This window comes from Mesorhizobium sp. B4-1-1 (genome assembly GCF_006439375.1).
GTDB lineage: Bacteria > Pseudomonadota > Alphaproteobacteria > Rhizobiales > Rhizobiaceae > Mesorhizobium.
Map to the genome: position 1 here is coordinate 365,341 of NZ_VFTH01000004.1, position 20,310 is coordinate 385,650.

Here is a 20,310-nt window from a genome sequence, read left to right on the forward strand (position 1 = left end):
TGTGGGTGGCCACGCTGAGTCGTCGCTATTTCGTTTGAAAGCGCGCGACCGAGAGGAACTTCACCGCGTTGCCGGTGAACCGGCTTGCGTCCGGCACGCCGCCGTCCGCCTGGAAGCCGGCCGTATACACTTCGCTCGGCGGCGTATGCACGATGTTGTAGGCATATCGCGGCGCTGTCGTCGGGTCGGAAACCGAGGCGATGTTGACGCCAGCGCCCAGTGCCCAGCGCGCGGCTTGCGGCGGCGCCGCCACCACCATGGCCTTGGGCCCGGGCTTCAGATCGTGGGCGGATGCCCTGCCTTCCTTGGCCGTCGTCTTCACGCCGGCGCCGATCGCCTTCGCCGGATCGGTCCCGGCCGGAAGCGCGGCGATGGCCTGGCGCGGCGAGGCCGCATCGACGCCCGACGGATCGTTGAATGCGGAGCGCGGTTCCGGTTCGGTCAGCGACGCGAGCTGATACTCGGCGCCGCCGCCATCGGCCCCTACGGTTGCATTGGCCTGTTCGAGAACGGCTTTCACCTCATCCTGCTTGCCAGGCTGCGGCCGTGCGGTCGGCAGCACCGAGAACGCGTCGGTCGCGCTCTTGTCCTGCGAAGCGGTTTCGGCCAACGCCAGAAGCACGTTCTTGTCCTTCGGCGCGAGTTCCGCCGGCGTCGAGCGGTCAGGACGCCAGGTCGGTAGCGGGATGTTGTTGACCGCCACCTGCGCCGGATCGGTGCTCGCGGCCTCCGCGGCGCTGGCTGTGCCGAACGGAACCTTGTCCGGCACGGGCGCCTGGGCCGTCGCAACCGCCTGCTCCGTCGTCGCCGAGGCGTCCGCCGTGGCGAACGGCACGTTCTGCGGCGTCTGCTGGCCGACATCGGCCTTCGGACGCGGCGCGAAGTCGGGCAGCGGGATTTCCTTGGGCGGCAGGGCGGCGATGATCGTCTCCGGCGTATCCTGCTGCGGCTGCTGCTCGTCGGCGCTGTCATCCGCGATCTGCGGGATGTTGGCGCGCTTGGCATCCTTCGGTGCGACAATCGCGATGCCCGAAAGATTGCTGTCGCGTGTCGTGGCGGCGCTGGCGACCTGGACCTGCTTCACGGCTTTCCGCTGAGGCGCCGGGGCACTTTCGTCGGCGTCGTCATCGGCCTCGTCGGCGCCGCCGCCGAACCAGGCAAAAAGGCCGCCGGAACGCTTGGTCGAGCCGCCGGCGCTGGCCAGTTCGATGTTCGGGGTGCCGGCGCCCTTACGCGCCTGATACGCTGCCACTGCCTGCTCATAGCCGGGCAACGGGCGTCCGTCGCTCGGCACATGCAGCGTCTTGCCGTTGGGGAACAGGCTGACCAGTTCCTGGCGGCTGATGCCCGGCCAATGGCGCACGTTGCCGACATCCATATGCACGAATGGCGAGCCGGAAGTCGGGTAATAGCCGACGCCGCCGCCCTGCATCTTGAGGCCGATGTTGCGCAGTTTCTTCAGCGGCACGCCGGGAATGTAGAAATCCATCGCCTTACCCAGCATGTGCTGGCTCTTCTCGGCGACGCCGCGGCTGCGCGAACGCAACAGCGCGTTGGTTGACGGCGAACGATAGCCGCAGACCACTTGGATATAGTCGGTGGCGCCGCTTTCGCGATAGGCTTCCCAGACGAGATCGAGCAGCCGCGGATCCATCTTGGTCGGCTCGTTGCGGCGCCAGTCGCGCAGAATGATGTTGATCTTGCGCAGGCCTTCCGAATCGTAGCGGCCATTGCGCTTGTAGACGATCTCGGCCTTCTCGTGCGTGTGCAGGTGATAGAGCTTGAGCGTACGCACTTCGGCCCTGGCGCCCGACGTCACCACAGACAGGAACCCGACGGCCAAAATCACGAACGTCAGCCACCTCGGCCAGACGCTCATGTGAAAATGCCGCCCGTTTTTGCGTCGTTCGACTTTGTTCAAATCAAATGGCTTTCAGGCTGCCGTTTGTCCCCGGATTTGACAAAACGGATGCGTGGTTTTCACATCCGAATATCGATCCTAATGGTTAATCATCGTTTATTGAAGCCGAAATGCGGTAACACCGTGGCGATATCCCGTCAAAAATTATGCACAGCATTTCGTGGTAAACCGCTGGTTTAGATCGAGAATCCGGCCTCGGCCAGAACACGATCTGTTACCGTTGGCGTTAATGCGTGATCCTCGGCAACGCCAACCGCTGAAAATCCTGTGTTTTCACGTCAAAAGCGACAATTTGACTCGGATTTTAGGCAAGCAAGCTGGTTCGAGGCTTGCCTGTCATGAGGCAAGCCGGTCGACGCGGCCGGCCTCGGGGTCAATGCCATATTCCTTCAACTTGCGGTAGAGCGTTGAGCGGCCGATGCCCAACCGGCGGGCGACTTCGCTCATCTGGCCATTGTAGTGGTCGATCGCAAGCTTGATCATTTCGAGCTCGACATCGGCGAGCGCCCGCACATTGCCGCGCTCGTCAAGCGCGCGAAGCGTCCCGAAACGCGGCTGCGGCCTGGCTGGCGTCTCGCCGTCGGCCAAACCGGTCGCCGTTGCGTCGGCAACGGTCTCCTCCGCTTGCCGGGATGCGTCCGCAATCGTTTCGGCGACTGCGGATGCCGGTTCCGCTTCGAGATTGACCGTGCCTTCCACCTGCGCCCGGATCTGCGGGAACTCCTCCTCGGTCAGCACATCCCCCTCGGCAAGCACCGAGGCGCGGAAGACCGCATTTTCCAGCTGGCGGATATTGCCCGGCCAGTCATAGGCCTGCAGCATGGCAAGCGCCGCGGCCGATATGCCGGCAAGGCGGCGGCGCGGATCGGTCGGCGCGACCTTCTCCATGAAATGCCGGACAAGGTAGGGAATGTCGTCGCGGCGGTCGCGCAGTGGCGGCACGAAGATCGGATAGACGTTCAGCCGGTAGAACAGGTCCTCGCGGAACTTGCCGTCCTTGACCTGCTGCAGGAGGTTCCGGTGCGTGGCCGAGATCAGCCTTATATCGACCTTGACGGTCGAACGGCCGCCGACCGGGTCGACCTCGCCCTCCTGCACGGCGCGCAGCAGCTTGACCTGGACGTCGAGCGGCAGATCGCCGATCTCGTCGAGGAACAGCGTGCCGGAGTTCGCCTCGACGAATTTGCCGGTGTGCTTGTCGGTAGCGCCGGTGAAGGAACCCTTCTCGTGGCCGAACAGGATCGATTCGACGAGATTGTCAGGGATGGCGCCGCAATTGACGGTGACGAACGGTTTCGAGCGGCGGTCGCCGCTGCCCTGGATGGCGCGCGCCACCAGTTCCTTGCCGACGCCGGATTCGCCCTCGATCAGGATCGGGATGTTGGAGGCCGCCGCTTTCTGTCCAAGGCGTATCACCCGGTCCATTGCCGGGCTGCGCGTGATCATGTCCTTGAAGGTGAGATGGCCGCCGCCGCGGCGCCGCGACGCGCGCTTCATCTCGTCCTCGACGGCTTCCACCTTGAGCGCGTTGGAGATCGCGGTCTGCAGCCTGTCGGGCGACGCCGGCTTGACGACGAAATCAAAGGCGCCGTGCCGCATCGCCGAGACGACGGTCTCGATGCCGCCTTGGGCCGTCTGCACGATGACGGGAATGTTGATGGCGCGCTCGCGCATCGCCTTCAGCACGCCGATGCCGTCGAGGCCGGGCATGACGAGATCGAGAATGACGACGGAGATCTCGCGCGCGTTCGGGCCATCGAGCGCGTCGAGGCCGGCCTCGCCGCTATCCCTGACGATCGCGCTGTGGCCGAACTTGGTCAGCGCGGCCTCGACCAGCCGGCGCTGCACCGGATCGTCATCGACTATGAGTATGGAACCTGTCATGACTGTTTGAGTTGTCCGCCCGAGAAAATCCCCGTGGATCATCTTGGCACAGGGTTCTAAATAAGGTTTCAAAAAACCCGGTGAACGAATTCCTTAGGATTTGACCGGCTTCTCCTTTCCCTTTGATTCTGGCTCCTTGGTTCAAAAAAGGTATTGTTGATGCGCATGATGTTTGGTCAGCGGCTTGCGGCGGCGTCGTCCGGACAGGGCGCGGCGGAGCTTGGCGCCCTGCCGGAGTGGAATCTCGCCGATCTCTATTCCGGCATGGAAGCGCCGGAGTTGAAGCGCGACATCGCCAAGGCGGCCAGCGACGCCATCGCCTTCGAGAGCCGCTGGAAGGGTACGCTGGCCGCGGAAGCCGGGCGCGGCGCCGCCGGCCAGCTGGGCGAGGCGCTCAAGGCCTATGAGGCGCTCGAGGAACTGATCGGCCGCATCGTTTCGTATGCCGGCCTCGTCTATGCCGGCAACACGGCCGATCCGCAGCGCGCCAAGCTCTATGGCGACGTCCAGGAAAAGATGACGGACGCCAGCGCGCATCTCCTGTTCTTCGCGCTCGAGCTCAACCTGATCGACGATGCGGCGATCGAAAGCGCTTTGGCCGCCGACAAGGCCTTCGGCCACTACCGGCCTTGGGTGCTCGACCTCAGGAAGGACAAACCCTACCAGCTCGAGGACCGCGTCGAGCAGTTGTTCCACGAAAAGTCGGTCACCGGGCGCGGCGCCTGGAACCGCCTGTTCGACGAGACGATGACCGACCTGCGCTTCGACGTCGACGGCGAGGAACTGACGCTCGAGCCGGCGCTGAACCGGCTGCAGGATTCGAACGGCGAGGTGCGCCGCCGCGCCTCCGAGGCGCTGGCCGCCACGTTCCGCAAGAACCTGCGCACCTTCACGCTCATCACCAACACTTTGGCCAAGGACAAGGAAATCTCCGACCGCTGGCGCGGCTTCCAGGATATCGCCGACTCGCGCCACCTCGCCAACCGTGTCGAGCGCGATGTGGTCGATGCGCTGGCCGCGGCTGTGCGCGAGGCCTATCCGCGGCTGTCGCACCGCTATTACGCGATGAAGGCGCGCTGGCTCGGCATGGAGGTGATGAACCATTGGGACCGCAACGCGCCCCTGCCGGAAACGCCGCAGGCGGTGATCAGCTGGGACGACGCCAGGGACACGGTGCTCTCCGCGTACCAGCGCTTCTCGCCGGACATGGCCGAAATCGCCCGAGGCTTTTTCGATCGCAGATGGATCGACGCGCCGGTGCGGCCCGGCAAGTCCCCGGGCGCCTTCGCCCACCCGACGGTGCCGTCGGCGCATCCCTACGTGCTGCTCAACTACATGGGCAAGCCGCGCGATGTGATGACGCTGGCGCATGAGCTCGGCCATGGCGTGCACCAGGTGCTGGCCGCCGGCCAGGGCGCGCTGATGGCCTCGACGCCGCTGACGCTCGCCGAAACCGCCTCCGTCTTCGGCGAGATGCTGACCTTCCGCTCGCTGCTCGAGCAGACCGGCGACAAGCGCGAGCGCAAGGCCATGCTCGCCCAGAAGGTCGAGGACATGATCAACACCGTCGTGCGCCAGATCGCCTTCTACGAGTTCGAGCGCAAGGTGCATGCCGAACGCAAGAACGGCGAGCTGACCTCGGACAGGCTCGGCGAATTCTGGCTGGAAGTGCAGGCCGAGAGCCTGGGGCCGGCGATCAAGCTGCGCGAGGGATACGAGGTCTTCTGGACCTATATCCCGCATTTCATCCACTCGCCTTTCTACGTCTATGCCTATGCTTTCGGCGATTGCCTGGTGAATTCGCTCTATGCCGTCTACCAGAATGCCGAGCGCGGATTTCAGGAGAAGTATTTCGAGATGCTGCGCGCCGGCGGCACGAAGCATCACTCCGAGCTTCTTGCGCCCTTCGGCCTCGACGCCACCGATCCCGCATTCTGGCAGATCGGCCTCGGCGTCATCGGTTCGTTGATCGACGAATTGGAAGCGCTCGATAGTTGACGACAACTACGGCGCGGGCATCGGTCGTAATAGTTTAGCCGGGATTCATATTAGCAAGGGTCTATTCTTGCCCTAAATAGCTGTTCTTGAATAACTCTCCGGCGCATTTTTCAACTAGCTTTCGACAAGCCATATGATAGCGTCCGGCCTCAAGCTCAGCCGGACGCATCGCGCGGGCCAGAGATGGCCGGCCGCTACGCCACGGCGGATGCGATGATGGCCGTCGGCCCGGACAAGGCCGAACGCCGATGGCTCGATTGAAGCCGGCGGTTCCGCCGACTACGGAACCTTTGACGATCCTTGGCGTGAGCTCGCCTTTCCGGGCCTCGGCCGACAGATCGGACTGGAGAGGGAAATGAGCACTTTCTTCTACATGCTCCTGGCGTTCGTTGTGGGTATCCTGGTTGGCTGGTTCATCTGGGGCCGCCTGCGCGGCGAACTCGACAGTCTGCGTGGCGATCTCGACCGCACGCGAAGCGAGCGCGACAGGCTGCGCGCCGACAGCGATCGGTTGAAGGGCGAGCTCGACGCCTGCGGCCGTGCCCGCGCCGACCTCGAAGGCCGGTTGCGTGATGCGCCTTCCGCGAAGGCCGGCGCCGATAAGGCCGCCACGCCGGCGCCGGCAGCGCTGATGACCGCGACATCGGCGGCGGCAAAGGCCGGGCCCACAAAGCCCGCCGCTGCAAAGAAGCCGGCCGCAACGAAGACTGCAGCGGCACCGAAGCCGGCGGCCAAAGCCGCCGCGCCCAAGAAGGCGGCAGCACCCGCGGCAAAGAAGGCGGCAGCGCCGCAGGCCGCGACCGGCAAGGCCGACAATCTGCGCCGCCTCATCGGCATCGGCCCGGTCAACGAAAGGCTGCTCAAAGGCCTCGGCGTCACCACCTATGCCGAGATCGCCGCCTGGACCGCCGCCGACGTCAAACGCATCGAGGAAGTGCTCAATTTCGACGGCCGTATCGCGCGCGAAAAATGGATCGAGCAGGCGAAATTGCTGGCCGCCGGCAACGAGGCCGAATTCGCCCGTCAGTTCCCGACGGCCGGAACCGCAAGCAACACCTGAGCAACCTGCCTGGTTGGCAGCAAGGCGGCGTCCTTACGGGCGCCGTCTTTGTTTTTGGGCCAGCCACCTTTGCGCCGCCTGACGCCGCTCCCTCGATTGCGCCCCACCGGCCTCCCATATAGAGCGGTCGACGGTGCTTTTTGTCCGCATTCGAGGCTCATGTCCCTGCCAGCAGCCCTTTTCCGCAATGACGCGACCGCTCGCCAGCTGGTCTTCGACCGGCCGCGCGAGATCATCGTCGCGCAGGACGCGGAAGAGTTCATGCCCGCGCTTGAAAGGGCGCAGGCCGCATCGGACTCCGGCAAATGGCTGGCAGGCTATTTCTCCTACGAAGCCGGTTACCTGCTCGAGCCGAAACTGGTGCCGCTGCTGCCCGAGGGCCGCCGTGCGCCGCTGGTCTGCCTTGGCGTCTTCGATGCGCCTGTCGAGCAAGCGGTGCCGCAAAAAGCAGGACCCGCCAGCAACGGCCCGATCTTCGATGCAAGGGCAACCTGGTCCGCCGAGGCCTATGCCGGCCGCTTCGCGCGCCTTCACAACCACATCCGCAAGGGCGATTGCTACCAGGGCAACCTCACCTTCCCGGTTCGTGCGCAATGGTCCGGCGATCCGCTTGCGGCCTTCGACGCGCTGACGGAACGCCAGCCGGTCAAATATGGCGCGCTGGTCTCGCTCGGCAATCCGGTCGTCCTGTCGCGCTCTCCCGAATTGTTCTTCGAGATCGATGCCGACGGCATGATCGAGACACACCCGATGAAAGGCACCGCGCCACGCGGCGCGACCAAGGCCGAGGACGCGCGGCTGAAGGCCTTCCTGCGCAACGACGAGAAGAACCAGGCCGAGAACCGGATGATCGTCGACCTTTTGCGCAACGACATTTCGCTGATCAGCGAAGTCGGCACGCTGGACGTGCCGGAACTGTTCCGCATCGAGACCTATCCGACGGTGCACCAGATGGTGAGCCGCGTGCGGGCGCGGCTTTTGCCCGGCATCGGCATCCGCCAGCTCTTCGCCGCGCTCTTCCCCTGCGGCTCGATCACCGGCGCGCCGAAAATCCGTGCCATGGAAATCCTGCACGAGCTGGAAGACGCGCCGCGTGACGTCTATTGCGGCGCCATCGGCTGGATCGCGCCCGGCGGCAGGATGCGGTTTTCGGTGGCGATCCGCACCATCTCGCTCTTTGCCGACGGCGAGGCCGTCTACAATGTCGGCGGCGGCGTCGTCTTCGATTCGACCGCCGAGGAGGAGTATCGGGAGTGTCTGTTGAAAGCGCGCTTCGCGACGGGAACGGCGCCGGCTTCGAACTGATCGAGACCATGCGCTGGGAGCCCGGTTCCGGCTTCCTGCGCTTCGAGCGCCACCTGGCCAGGCTTTATACGTCCGCCGCCGAACTCGGCTTCGCCTGCGATCCCGGACGGATCGGCGAAGTGCTGTCGAACACCGTCAGCGGACACCGAACTGCCTCGCGCGTGCGCCTTGCCTTGCAGCGCAATGGCGAAGTGACAGCTGCTGCGCAACCCTATGAACCGCTGCCCGCCGACAAGGTCTGGCGGCTGCAACTGGCGCGTGTCCGTCTCGATTCCGGCGACACGCTGCTGCGCCACAAGACAAGCCGGCGCCAAGTCTACACGCAGGCACGCGCCGAATATCTCGCGACCCGCGCCGACGAGGTGCTGCTGGCCAACGAGCGCGGCGAGCTCTGCGAGGGCACGATCACCAATCTCTTCGCCGATTTCGGCAGCGGCCCGCTCGCCACGCCCCGCCTCGACTGCGGCCTTTTGCCTGGAATATTGCGCGGCCAGCTTCTGGACGAAGGCCGCGCGGTGGAAGCGATCTACAGCTTCGATGACCTGAAGGCGGCGAAGGCGATCTTCGTCGGCAATTCGCTGCGCGGGCTGGTCCCGGCGCAACTGGGCTGACACAGCGTACTGTTTGAAGCAAAGAATGATCCTTCGCCAGCCGACCCACACGCCCTATGACGGATCCTCGAAACTCTTCGCCATCGGGCTGAAGCCGCTCGACTTCGACCGCTGGATCGAGGTCGATGAATTCCTGTTGCCGCATCTGGCCGAAAAGCAGCGGCTCTACAGGGAGATCCCGCAAAAGGTCTTTGTCGAGGAAGGCGGCACCCGCGACGCTCAACGCGAGGTGCTCGACCTGCTCGTCGCCCATCTCGAGGCCGCGCATTCCGGCACGCACCGCCGTGACCGAGCCGATTTCAAGCCGATCGGTTTCGACCGGACGATCGACCGGTTGCCTCCTGCCCTGCGCGAGGCACCGCTCGCACAGGCTTCGCTGCTGGTCCAGGAGGACCTGATCCTGATGCGCCGCGACGAGCGCGGCTGGCGGCTCGCCGCCGGCTCGCTTTGCTTTCCCTCGTCCTGGTCGCTCCAGGAAAAATTCGGCAAGCCGCTGCAGGAAATCCACGAACCGGTGCCTGGATTCGGACCCGGCACGCGGCCGGCCGAACTCATCAACCGCATGTTCGACGGCCTGCAGGGCCAGGCGGTCGAGCGCTTCAACTGGTCGATCCAGGCGGATGACAGGCTCTATCATCCGCTTTCCAATGTCGAGCGCATCGACCGCGCCACGAGCCGCCCGAGCCGCTTCCCCGACGGCGATGTCGACGCCCACGCCTTCATCCGCGTCGAACGCCAGACGCTGCGCAAGCTTCCCGCGTCGCGCGACATCCTGTTCACCATCCGCATCCATCTCGATCCGCTCAAGGTGCTCGATGCCCATCCGGACCGGGCAACGCTGGCTGCATCCTTCGTGGAGCAGCTCCTGGCCCTCGACCAGCAACAACTCGACTACAAGGGCCTGACCGCCGACCGAGACCGGCTGGTTGCATTCCTAAACGGTATCGCCGGATCAGCTTAACCACGCCGCCAAACCGACTTACCCGCGATTGGCGCTTTTCGCTGGTTTATGACAATGATCTGTGGTGTACGGCTTGGCCGTCGGGCGAAAAACGCTCGGTTTTACGCGTGTTTGAAGGAGTGTGCGAAAAAATGGCGAATGAAAACTGGCCCGTTTACGGTGAAATCACCGGTCCCGTCGTGATGATCGGCTTCGGTTCGATCGGGCGGGGAACGCTGCCGCTGATCGAACGCCATTTCAAGTTCGACAAGTCGCGCATGACGGTCGTCGATCCGCGCGATACCGACCGCAAGCTGCTCGACGAGCGTGGCATCGCCTTCGTCCAGGACGCGGTGACCGAGAAGAATTACAAGAAGCTGCTGACGCCGCTTCTGACCAATGGCGGCGGCCAGGGCTTTTGCGTGAACCTGTCGGTCGACACCGGCTCGGTGGACCTGATGAAATTGTGCCGCAAGCTCGGCGTGCTCTACATCGACACCGTCGTCGAGCCGTGGCTCGGCTTCTATTTCGACGCCGAGGCCGACAATGCCAGCCGCACCAACTATGCGCTGCGCGAGGCGATGATTGAGGAAAAGCAGGACAAGCCCGGCGGCCCGACGGCGGTCTCCACCTGCGGCGCCAATCCCGGCATGGTCTCGTGGTTCGTCAAGAAGGCGCTGGTCAACCTCGCCACCGATCTCGGTCTCGTGTTTTCAGAGCCCGCGCAGGAAGACCGCGAGGCCTGGGCCAGGCTGATGAAGAAGGCTGGCGTCAAGGGCATCCATATCGCCGAGCGTGACACACAGCGCACCAAGAAGCCGAAGCCGATGAACGTGTTCTGGAACACCTGGTCGGTCGAAGGCTTCATCTCGGAGGGACTGCAGCCGGCCGAGCTCGGCTGGGGCACGCATGAGAAGTGGATGCCGAAGAACGGCAAGAAGCACAAGCACGGTTCCAAGGCGGCGATCTATCTGGAACAGCCAGGCGCCAACACCCGCGTGCGCTCCTGGTGCCCGACGCCGGGCGCGCAATATGGCCTCCTGGTAACGCATAACGAGGCGATCTCGATCGCCGATTTCTTCACCGTGCGCTCGAAGAAGGGCAAGCTTCAATACCGCCCGACCTGCCACTACGCCTACCATCCCTGCAACGACGCCTTGCTGTCGCTGGACGAGATGTTCGGCGCCGCCGGCAAGCCGCAGCCGGTTCACCACGTGCTCGACGAAAACGAGCTGGTCGACGGCGTCGACGAGCTCGGCGTGCTGCTCTACGGCCATGACAAGAACGCCTACTGGTACGGCTCGCAGCTGTCGCTGGCCGAGGCGCGCAAGCTCGCCCCCTACCAGAACGCCACCGGCCTGCAGGTCACCTCGGCGGTGCTCGCCGGCATGGTCTGGGCGCTGGAGAATCCGACCGCCGGTATCGTGGAGGCCGACGAGATGGACTACCGGCGTTGCCTCGAAGTGCAGTCGCCTTATCTCGGGCCGGTCAGGGGCTACTACACTGACTGGACGCCGCTGGATAATCGGCCGGGTCTCTTCCCGGAGGATCTGGACAAGGACGATCCGTGGCAGTTCCGCAACATTCTGGTCCGATAGCGCCCGGACTGACCAGAGCCTCCGCCTTGCAATCGCCCGGAAATCGGGCGATTGAAGGATGCGGACTGAGGAGAGGATTTTCAAAAATGACCATTGCGCGCAAACTGCTTTCGGCAGGCGCCGCGGCAAGCCTTTTGGCTGCGGCCGCCTGCACCACCACCGGTCCCTCGGACCAGCCGTCGATGGCGGCGGCGCCGAAGGGCGTCGAGGGCAACTGGATCGACGCCAAGGGCACCGGCCTGTCGACCTTCACGGCTGGCAGCTTCACCACCGTCGCAACCGACACCGGCCAGAAGCTGTCGGAAGGCAGCTACACCATGACCGGCGCGACCTCGGTCGAGATCCATGGCACCTCGTTGATCCGCCAGACCCCGGTCAGCTTCAACTGCCTGATGATCTCCACCAGCCAGCTCAACTGCACCAGCGCCAGCGGCCAGAATTTCGTGCTGACGCGCCGGGCTTGAGGGTTCGCAAATCGTCGGCTGACAGAACGGCGGCGCAGGCCGCCGTCCCTTTTTGTGCCGGCAAAACACTTCCGGATTTCCACTTGCATCGCCCGGAACCCGATGTGAACATGACCCGAGGCTGACTGTTATTGTCCGGTCAAGCGGGGTCATCAAGCACCTTCGAAGTCAGCTCATCCGGGAGACGAAGATGAAGAAGATTGCCGCGATCCTAGCCCTCTCCGCCTCGACGCTCGGCCTGTCTGCTGGCGTATCTTTTGCCGACTACACGCTGAACATCCTGCATTTCAACGATTGGCACAGCCGCATCGAAGGCAACAACAAATACGAGTCGACCTGTTCCGCCGACGAGGAGACCAAGGGCGAATGCATCGGCGGCGCCGGCCGGCTGATCACCGCGATTGCTGAGCAGCGCAAGAAGCTCGAAGGCCAGAACGTGCTGCTGCTCAACGCCGGCGACAACTTCCAGGGATCGCTGTTCTACACCACCTACAAGGGTGCGGTGGAAGAGGAGTTCCTCAATCAGATCAAGCCCGACGCGGTAACGCTCGGCAACCATGAGTTCGATGACGGCGAGCCCGCGCTGGTGCCGTTCCTCGACAAGGCGAAATTCCCGATCGTCAGCGCCAATGTCGTGCCCAACGACAAGTCGGGTGCGGCGGGCAAGATCAAGCCTTCGATCGTCGTCGAGGTCGGCGGCCAGAAGATCGGCATCATCGGCGCCGTCACCAACGACACGCCGGAACTCGCCTCGCCCGGCCCGAACATCGCCATCACCGACGATGTCAAGTCGATCACGGCCGAGGTCGAGAAGCTGAAGGCGCAAGGCATCAACAAGATCATCGCCGTGACGCATATCGGCTATAGGCGCGAGCGCGACGTCATAGCGAAAATTCCCGGCATCGACGTGGTGGTCGGCGGCCACAGCCATACGCTTCTGTCGAACACCGACCCGAAGGCCGAGGGTCCCTATCCTACGATGGTCGACAACCCCGACGGCTCGAAGGTGCCGGTGGTGCAGGCGGCGTCCTATTCGAAATATCTCGGCGAGTTCAAGGTCGTGTTCGACGACAACGGCGTCATCAAGGAGGCCAGCGGCGACCCGATCTACCTCGACAAGTCGATCACCCCCGATCCGGCCGTGCTGGCCCGCATCAAGGAACTCGGCGCGCCGATCGAGGCGCTGAAGAACAAGGAGGTGGCCGAGACCACCAAGGCGATCGACGGCAGCCGCGAGAATTGCCGCGCGCGCGAATGCGAGATGGGCAATCTCGTCTCGGATGCCGTTCTCGACCGCACCAAGGGCCAGGGCGTCGAAATCGTCATCTCGAACGGCGGTGGCCTGCGCGCTTCGATCGACCAGGGTACGGTGACCATGGGCGAGGTACTGACCGTGCTGCCGTTCCAGAACACGCTGGCCACCTTCAAGATCTCGGGCAAGGACCTGGTCGCGGGCCTCGAAAGCGGCCTCAGCCAGATCGAGGACGGCGCCGGCCGTTTCCCGCAGGTCGCCGGCATCAAATATTCCTTCGACAGATCGGTCGCGCCCAATGCCGGCCGCGTCAAATCGGTCGAGGTGATGGAGAACGGCGCATGGGCGCCGATCAATCCCGACAAGCAGTACCTCGTCGCCACCAACAACTACGTCCGCCAGGGCGGCGACGGCTACAAGGTCTTCGCCGACAAGGCCACGGACGCCTATGATTACGGCCCCGGCCTAGAGCAGGTGTTGGCCGACTATCTCGGCGCCCACCAGCCCTACACGCCGAAGCTTGACGGCCGCATCACCGAGATTGCGGCAACGACCGCGGCGGCTGAGCCGGCAAAACCAGCCGAGACGGCGCCTGCCGCAACAACTCCCGCACCGGCGGAGCCGGCAAAGCCGGCTGAGGCCGCTCCTGCAGCCACGACCCAGGCGCCGGCAGCCGAGGCGGCAAAACCGGCCGAGACCGCACCGGCCGCGAGCGAACCGGCAATGCCGGCTCTGCCTTCCGGTTCCAGCGACATCGCCGGCACGCCGCCGGCGGTTCCGGCTGAAACCGCCCCCGCGGCGCCGGCCGCAGAACCAGTAAAGCCTGCCGAGGCTGCCCCGGCAACTCCTGCACCAGCCGCCGAGCCTGCCAAGTCCGCTGAAGCACCGCCGGCCGAGACCAGCCACACCGTCGCCGCCGGCGATACCTATTGGGACCTGGCCAAGCAAGCCTATGGCGATGCCACCAAGTGGAAGCTCATCTCCGAAGCCAACCAAGGTTATAAGCCGCGCTGCCTGCCGCTCGGCGCGACGCTGACCATTCCGCCGGCCGCGAAGTAAGCGGCACCCGGAATTCATGGCGCCCGCCCGGAAACGGGCGGGTGTTCCTTTTCCGGTGCCAAACACGATAAGGTGCGGCCAGACGCAGCATTGAAAACCGGCAGGGCATCGCTAGTTTCGCGGCGCTACCGGAGACCGTTTATGACGCTTGCCAGCCCCACCGATGCCAAAGCCGCAAAGGCCGCTGGCCCGCCGCCGGCGAGCGCTGCACCAGCCAGGACGGGCAAGATCGGCATCATGCTGGTCAATCTCGGCACGCCGGACGGCACCGATTTCAAGCCGATGTGGCGCTACCTGCGCGAATTCCTCTCCGACCCGCGCGTCATCGAGCTCAACAAGGCGATCTGGTATCCGATCCTCTACGGCCTCGTGCTGACCACTCGGCCGAAAAAATCCGGCGCCAACTACGCCCGTATCTGGAACCGGGAGATGAACGAGTCGCCGCTGCGCACGTTCACCCGCGCCCAGGCCGAAAAACTCGCCGTGGCGCTCGGCGACTTGCCCAACGTGACGGTCGACTGGGCGATGCGCTACGGCAACCCCTCGACGGCGAGCGTCGCACAAAAGCTGGTCGCGCAAGGCTGCGAGCGCATCCTTTCCTTCCCCCTGTACCCGCAATATTCGGCGACGACGACGGCGACCGCGAACGACCAGCTGTTTCGCGCGCTGATGAAGATGCGCCGCGCGCCGGCGGTCCGCAGCGTGCCGCCCTATTACGACGAGCCGGTTTACATCGAAGCGCTGGCGCAGTCGATCGAACGGCATCTGGCGAGCCTCGATTTTCAGCCGGAAGTGGTCATCGCCTCCTATCACGGTATTCCGAAACCCTACTCCGACAAGGGCGATCCCTACGAGGCGCATTGCCTCGAGACGACGCGGCTGCTGCGGGCAAGGCTCGGCTGGGACGAGAACAAGCTCATCACCACCTTCCAGTCGCGCTTCGGCGCGCAGGAATGGCTGCAGCCCTATACCGACGTCACGGTCGAGAAACTGGCCAAGGACGGCGTGAAGTCGATCGCCGTCGTCAACCCGGGCTTCTCCGTCGACTGCATCGAGACGCTGGACGAGATCGGCCGCGAGGCGGCCGAAACCTTCCATCACGCCGGCGGCAAGAATTTTGCCCACATCCCCTGTCTCAACGACAGCGTCGAGGGCATGGCGGTGGTCGAGGCGCTGGTGCGGCGCGAGCTTGCCGGCTGGGTGTGACCGCCTTCACCGACTGATGCATGTCGCCCGGAAGTGTGCAGCGGTTCTGGGACAACGACATGCATCAAGACAATGACTTAAAGCGTGTCGACTGAATCCGTTTCAGCGCGACGCGCTTTAGCTTGAAACCGGTGCGCAAAAGCCTTCGCTAACCAATATTCCCGATCACCTGATTGTAACGTTGCGGAAACACACTTAAGTGATTCCGTGAAGTCGGTGCCTATTGAGGGAGATACGAAATGGGCTTCAGCGGTTTCGATATTGCCATCGTCGTTCTTGTCTTCCTGGTCATCATCCTTCTTTTCAAAGGCATCAAGACGGTGCCGCAAGGTTACAATTACACGGTGGAACGCTTCGGCCGGTACACCAAGACGCTGACTCCCGGCCTGAACATCATCAACCCCATCTTCGAGCGCGTCGGCGCCAAGATGAACATGATGGAGCAGGTGCTCGATGTGCCGACGCAGGAGATCATCACCCGCGACAACGCCATCGTCGGTGTCGACGGCATCGCCTTCTACCAGATACTCAATGCCGCGCAGGCCGCTTATCAGGTGGCCGGGCTGCAGAACGCCATCCTCAACCTGACCATGACCAACATCCGTACCGTCATGGGTTCGATGGACCTCGACGAATTGCTGTCCAACCGCGACGCCATCAACGAGCGCCTGTTGCGTGTCGTTGACGAGGCGGCGCATCCGTGGGGCATCAAGATCACCCGCGTCGAGATCAAGGACATCAATCCGCCGGCCAATCTCATCGAATCGATGGGCCGCCAGATGACGGCGGAGCGCAACAAGCGCGCCCAGATCCTGGCCGCCGAAGGCCTCAAGCAATCGCAGATCCTCGAGGCCGAGGGCCGCAAGGAAGCAGCCTTCCGCGACGCCGAGGCGCGCGAGCGCTCGGCTGAAGCGGAGGCCAAGGCGACGCAGGTCGTGTCGGAAGCTATCGCCAAGGGCGACGTCCAGGCGCTCAACTACTTCATCGCCCAGAAATACACCGAGGCGCTGACCAAGATCGGCTCGGCTACGAACAGCAAGATCGTGCTGATGCCGCTGGAGGCCTCGTCGCTCATCGGCACGCTGGGTGGCATCGGCGAGATCGCCAGGGAAATGTTCAAGAACGACGGTAGCACCGGCACGCAACGGCAGACGGCGCGCCCGCCGGTGGTTCGCCCGAACGACAACTGATGTCTGCGGTATAGGTGGGCATTGTGATAGACCGTATCGTTTCCGAACTCGGCCCGTGGAACTGGATGGTTCTGGGCTTCGTGCTCCTGGTGATGGAGATCGTTGCGCCAGGCGTCTTCATGCTGTGGATCGGCATTGCGGCGCTGATCATCGGCGCTGTGTCGCTGGCGATCTGGGACGCCGCCTTCTGGACCTGGCAGGTCCAGGTCCTCGCCTTCCTCGTGCTGGCCGTTGTGTCGGCCTATGTCGGCAGGCAGATCGCCTTCAGCCGGCAGGGCAGCGGCGACCAGCCGCTGCTCAACCGCCGCGGCGCGCAGATGGTCGGCCGCACGGCGACGCTGGCCGAGCCGATCAAGAACGGCCGCGGCCGCATCCGGCTCGGCGACACGCTGTGGCGCGTCTCCGGTCCCGACCTGCCGGTCGGCGCGCAGGTGCGCGTCACGGGAGCCGCGGATACCGATCTGGAGCTTACAGTCGAAGCGATCTGAAGGCGGACCTAAGCGGCGCCGATGCGCAACAGATCGTGGAGATGGACGAGCCCGACGGGCCGTCCGCCCTCGACAACCATCAGGCTGGTGATGGCGGATGTATTGATCGTCTGCAGCGCCGTCGCCACCAGCGTGTCCGGACTCGCCGTCTTCGGCTTCTTGGTCATCACCTGATCGACGCTCATCGTCAGAATGTCGTTGCCGATATGGCGGCGGATATCGCCGTCGGTGATGATGCCGACCAGCGCGCCGTCGGCGGCGGTGATCGCCACGCAGCCGAAGCCCTTACGCGACAGCTCCAGGATTGCCTCACGCATTGCGGTGCCCGACGGCACCAGCGGCAGCCTTTCACCGACATGCATGATTTCGCGCAGCTGGGTCAGATTGGCTCCAAGCTGCCCGCCCGGGTGGAAGGTGCGGAAATGGTCCGGCGTGAAGCCCCGCGCCTCGAGCAGCGCGATCGCCAGCGCATCGCCCATTACGAGTTGCAGCAAGGCCGACGTTGTCGGCGCCAGCCCGTGCGGACAGGCCTCCGGCACCGCCGGCAGGAGCAGCACGACATCGGCGGCCCGCGCCAGCGCCGAGCTCTCGCCAGAGGTGATGGCGATCAACGGAATGGAAAAACGCCTGGAGTAGGCGACGATGCCCATCAATTCCTTGCTCTCGCCCGACCAGGACATGGCGATGATGGCGTCATCCCGGGCGATCATGCCGAGATCGCCGTGATTGGCCTCGGCCGGATGGACGAAAAAGGCGGGCGTGCCGGTCGAGGCAAGCGTCGCGGCGATCTTGGCGCCGATATGGCCGCTCTTGCCGACACCGGTGACAATGACGCGGCCCTCGATCCGCGAGATCAGGTCGATCGCGGCGGCAAAAGGCTCGGCCAGCCCGTCTGCGAGCGCGGCGGCCAGGGCAGCCACACCCGCCTGCTCCGTCGCCACCGTTCTCAGCGCCGATTCGATCGCAGCCTGCCTGTCCGGCTGCTTTCTTTCTGGGGACCCCGCATGCATGGCGCAAGCGATTAGCGCTTTGCCGCGCCCCTGTCCAACAGAATTGCCGCGGCCTGCCGATCCGGGCGGCTCCAAGGCGGCTGTCTCAACCCTCCGTTAACCATCCGCATTTACGGTTCGGTAAGTATGGCGCAACCGCGCCGCGCAAGCAGTGGTGACGATGTCCGGGGGCCAGTCTGAAACGAAAATCGGTCGAAGGGGCATTGCTGTCGCGGCACTGCTGCTGACGGCAAGCGCGCTTGCCTTGCTGCGTCCCGCTCCGGCATTTTCCCAGGAAACAGAGCTGCGCGGCGAGGTCTCCGAATCGGCCATACTCGCCGACCAGCAGCGCAAGGCCAGGCAGTTGCGGGCGCAAGGGTCGCTGGATCAGACCCCGCCCGCGGCCGCTCAGGACACGGCACCGACGACCTACCAGCCGTCGAGCCCCGGCGCCGTTCCCGATGACGATCAGACGGCGGGCGCGACGGACAGCATCTTCGACCAGCCGCAGGCAACAGACGATCCATTGGTCGACACGAAGGCGCCGGCAAAACCCCGCCGGCCCTCGACGGCTGCTCAGCGTGCCCGGGACGCCAAGTCCGCCGCCAAGGCGGATACCAAGACCGCCAACAGGAACAAGGCCAAGAAGAAGGCGGGCGAGGCTACCGACGGCACGACCACCGCCGCGACCACCGCCACCGGCGACCAGGCTGATGCTGCGGCGACCGACGATGACGGCAGCAACCGGCGTGCCGTCACCATCGATAGCGTCGACAAGCAGAAGCTCGACCCAGGCCAGGAGCGCACGGCATCCATCGAAGGCCAGAAGGTCAAGCCGGAGGACGATCCTTTCGCCGCTCCCGGAGTCAAGGTCGGCACCTTTGTCTTCCGGCCGACACTCGAGCAGGGCTTCACCGCGACCTCCAACGCCGATTCCAGCAGCACCGGCAAATCGGCGGTTCTGTCCGAGACGGCGCTGCGTTTCACCGCGACCTCCGACTGGCGCGAGAATTCAGCCTTGGTCACCGGCTACGGTCAGTTCCGCAACAGCGTCTCGGGCGAAAAGATCAACGATGCGCAAGGCCGCATTGAAGGTCAGCTCAATGTCGATCTCGACAACGAGCTGCGCGCCATTGCCAAGCTGGGCTATGAAGCCGCGCCCGAATCGGCCTCCTCGCCGGATGCGATCGCCGGCGTCACCTCGCAGCCGCTGCGCCAGACCGTCGACGGCAGCCTTGGTCTCGAAAAAAGTATCGGCAAGATGCATTACGCGCTGACCGGCGCGGTCTCGCACGACTTCTACGGCGACGCCGAGCTCACCGACGGCACCAGCATCTCGCAGAAAGATCGCAACAACACGCTCTACACCGCCACCTTGCGCACCGGTTATGAGATCTCGCCAGCGCTGACGCCCTTCACGGAAGTCGAGCTCGGCCGTAGGGTCTATGATCAGCGTCTCGATGCCGACGATTTCGCTCGCTCCTCCAAGAGGTTCGGAGCCCGCGCCGGCCTCGAGCTCGATATGGGTGACAAGCTTTCGGGCGAATTCTCCGTTGGCTGGCTGCGCGAGGCGCTCGACGACAGCCGCCTCCCGGCGATCGCCGGTCCCAGCGTCAACGCCGACCTCAAATGGTCGCCCGAGCGCGGCACAACCATCGGGCTCACCGGAAAGACCGAAGTAGAGACCACCACGACGGCAGGCCAGAGCGGCGATATCCTCTACTCCGGCCGTTTGACCGGCGAGCGCCAGATCCGCGCCAATCTGACGGCGAACTCGGCGCTGGGCCTCGACTGGCGCGATTACACCGGCTCCGACGGCCACGACATGATCCTGAGCGCCGAGGCCGGGCTGACCTGGTGGCTGAACCGCTATGCCGGGGTCACCACCAGGGTGAGGACGGAGAAGCTGACCAGCAACCTGCCAGGACGCGACTACACGACCAACAGCGTCTATCTCGGATTGAAGGTCCAGCGCTGAACGCAGTGGACGACCAAGCCTATGTCGAGATTCAGGTCAGGCCGAGTCGAGAGCGGTGGGTTCCGAGAACCGGAGCGGAGCGTACTCAAAGTATGTGAGCACCGGAAGCGCAGGAACCGGCCGTTCGCAGACCGGCCTCACCTGAATATCGGCATAGGCTAGAACGCCGCCCCGCGGCGCTCTGCCGGCCGCACCTCGTCGAGCAGCGTGCGGATGACGCCGGCCATGCTTTCGTTCATGTCGCTGCGCCACAGAGCAAAGGCGACATTGGCCTCGACGAAACCTTCCGGCGAGCCGCAGTCGAAGGTGCGCCCCTTGTAGTGATAGCCGTAGAAGGGCTGCTTCTTCTCCAGCTTCAGCATCGCGT

Annotated in this window: 15 protein-coding genes and 1 pseudogene; 12 read left to right on the forward strand and 4 right to left on the reverse strand. The window is 64.4% G+C overall.

The window, feature by feature from the left end; translation table 11 throughout:
* Nucleotides 1–25 precede the first annotated feature (25 nt).
* Complete coding sequence (locus FJW10_RS08625) at nucleotides 26–1,879, reverse strand: DUF882 domain-containing protein (RefSeq protein WP_140899732.1); 1,854 nt, start codon at nucleotides 1,877–1,879, stop codon at nucleotides 26–28.
* A 378-nt stretch (nucleotides 1,880–2,257) separates the two neighbouring features.
* Nucleotides 2,258–3,805: a sigma-54 dependent transcriptional regulator gene (locus tag FJW10_RS08630; protein WP_140899733.1), complete on the reverse strand. Its 1,548-nt coding sequence runs from the start codon at nucleotides 3,803–3,805 to the stop codon at nucleotides 2,258–2,260.
* A gap of 159 nt (nucleotides 3,806–3,964) precedes the next feature.
* On the opposite strand from FJW10_RS08630, the gene FJW10_RS08635 reads away from it, so the two are divergent.
* From FJW10_RS08635 to FJW10_RS08685, 11 genes are all read left to right on the forward strand, one after another.
* Nucleotides 3,965–5,803 carry a M3 family oligoendopeptidase gene (locus tag FJW10_RS08635; RefSeq protein ID WP_181177459.1) on the forward strand — a complete coding sequence of 613 codons (1,839 nt, stop codon included), beginning with the start codon at nucleotides 3,965–3,967 and terminating at the stop codon, nucleotides 5,801–5,803.
* Between the two features lie 355 nt (nucleotides 5,804–6,158).
* Complete coding sequence (locus tag FJW10_RS08640; RefSeq protein WP_140899734.1) at nucleotides 6,159–6,863, forward strand: proton-conducting membrane transporter; 705 nt, start codon at nucleotides 6,159–6,161, stop codon at nucleotides 6,861–6,863.
* Nucleotides 6,864–7,022: 159 nt separating this feature from the next.
* Nucleotides 7,023–8,168 (forward strand): aminodeoxychorismate synthase component I, encoded by a 1,146-nt coding sequence (locus tag FJW10_RS08645; protein ID WP_140899735.1) that lies wholly within the window; start codon nucleotides 7,023–7,025, stop codon nucleotides 8,166–8,168.
* A complete protein-coding gene (locus FJW10_RS08650; RefSeq protein WP_140899736.1) occupies nucleotides 8,117–8,779 on the forward strand; it encodes an aminotransferase class IV family protein in 663 nt (220 codons plus the stop codon). Before FJW10_RS08645 ends, FJW10_RS08650 begins: the two co-directional genes overlap by 52 nt.
* 25 nt (nucleotides 8,780–8,804) lie before the next feature.
* A complete protein-coding gene (locus FJW10_RS08655; RefSeq protein WP_140827393.1) occupies nucleotides 8,805–9,740 on the forward strand; it encodes a DUF3445 domain-containing protein in 936 nt (311 codons plus the stop codon).
* A 131-nt stretch (nucleotides 9,741–9,871) separates the two neighbouring features.
* A complete protein-coding gene (locus tag FJW10_RS08660; RefSeq protein ID WP_140899737.1) occupies nucleotides 9,872–11,317 on the forward strand; it encodes a homospermidine synthase in 1,446 nt (481 codons plus the stop codon).
* A gap of 86 nt (nucleotides 11,318–11,403) precedes the next feature.
* On the forward strand, nucleotides 11,404–11,781 hold the full coding sequence (locus tag FJW10_RS08665; protein WP_140827387.1) for a hypothetical protein: 378 nt from the start codon (nucleotides 11,404–11,406) through the stop codon (nucleotides 11,779–11,781).
* A 190-nt stretch (nucleotides 11,782–11,971) separates the two neighbouring features.
* Nucleotides 11,972–14,092, forward strand: coding sequence for a 5'-nucleotidase C-terminal domain-containing protein (locus tag FJW10_RS08670; protein WP_140899738.1), 2,121 nt, complete (start codon nucleotides 11,972–11,974; stop codon nucleotides 14,090–14,092).
* A gap of 141 nt (nucleotides 14,093–14,233) precedes the next feature.
* Nucleotides 14,234–15,298 carry a ferrochelatase gene (gene hemH, locus FJW10_RS08675; protein WP_140899739.1) on the forward strand — a complete coding sequence of 355 codons (1,065 nt, stop codon included), beginning with the start codon at nucleotides 14,234–14,236 and terminating at the stop codon, nucleotides 15,296–15,298.
* A 239-nt stretch (nucleotides 15,299–15,537) separates the two neighbouring features.
* Complete coding sequence (locus FJW10_RS08680) at nucleotides 15,538–16,488, forward strand: SPFH domain-containing protein (protein ID WP_140899740.1); 951 nt, start codon at nucleotides 15,538–15,540, stop codon at nucleotides 16,486–16,488.
* Between the two features lie 23 nt (nucleotides 16,489–16,511).
* Entirely contained in the window at nucleotides 16,512–16,976 is a 465-nt protein-coding gene (locus FJW10_RS08685; RefSeq protein ID WP_140706926.1) for an NfeD family protein, read from the forward strand.
* An 8-nt stretch (nucleotides 16,977–16,984) separates the two neighbouring features.
* On the opposite strand, the gene FJW10_RS08690 is transcribed toward FJW10_RS08685, so the two are convergent.
* Complete coding sequence (locus tag FJW10_RS08690; protein WP_140827380.1) at nucleotides 16,985–17,986, reverse strand: KpsF/GutQ family sugar-phosphate isomerase; 1,002 nt, start codon at nucleotides 17,984–17,986, stop codon at nucleotides 16,985–16,987.
* A gap of 160 nt (nucleotides 17,987–18,146) precedes the next feature.
* Between FJW10_RS08690 and FJW10_RS08695 the strand changes: the two genes are divergently transcribed.
* On the forward strand, nucleotides 18,147–19,943 hold the full coding sequence (locus FJW10_RS08695; protein ID WP_140707050.1) for an outer membrane beta-barrel protein: 1,797 nt from the start codon (nucleotides 18,147–18,149) through the stop codon (nucleotides 19,941–19,943).
* 158 nt (nucleotides 19,944–20,101) lie between these two features.
* Here the strand turns inward: FJW10_RS08695 and FJW10_RS08700 are convergent.
* Nucleotides 20,102–20,310 (reverse strand): annotated as a pseudogene (locus FJW10_RS08700) (UTP--glucose-1-phosphate uridylyltransferase); the annotation flags it as partial.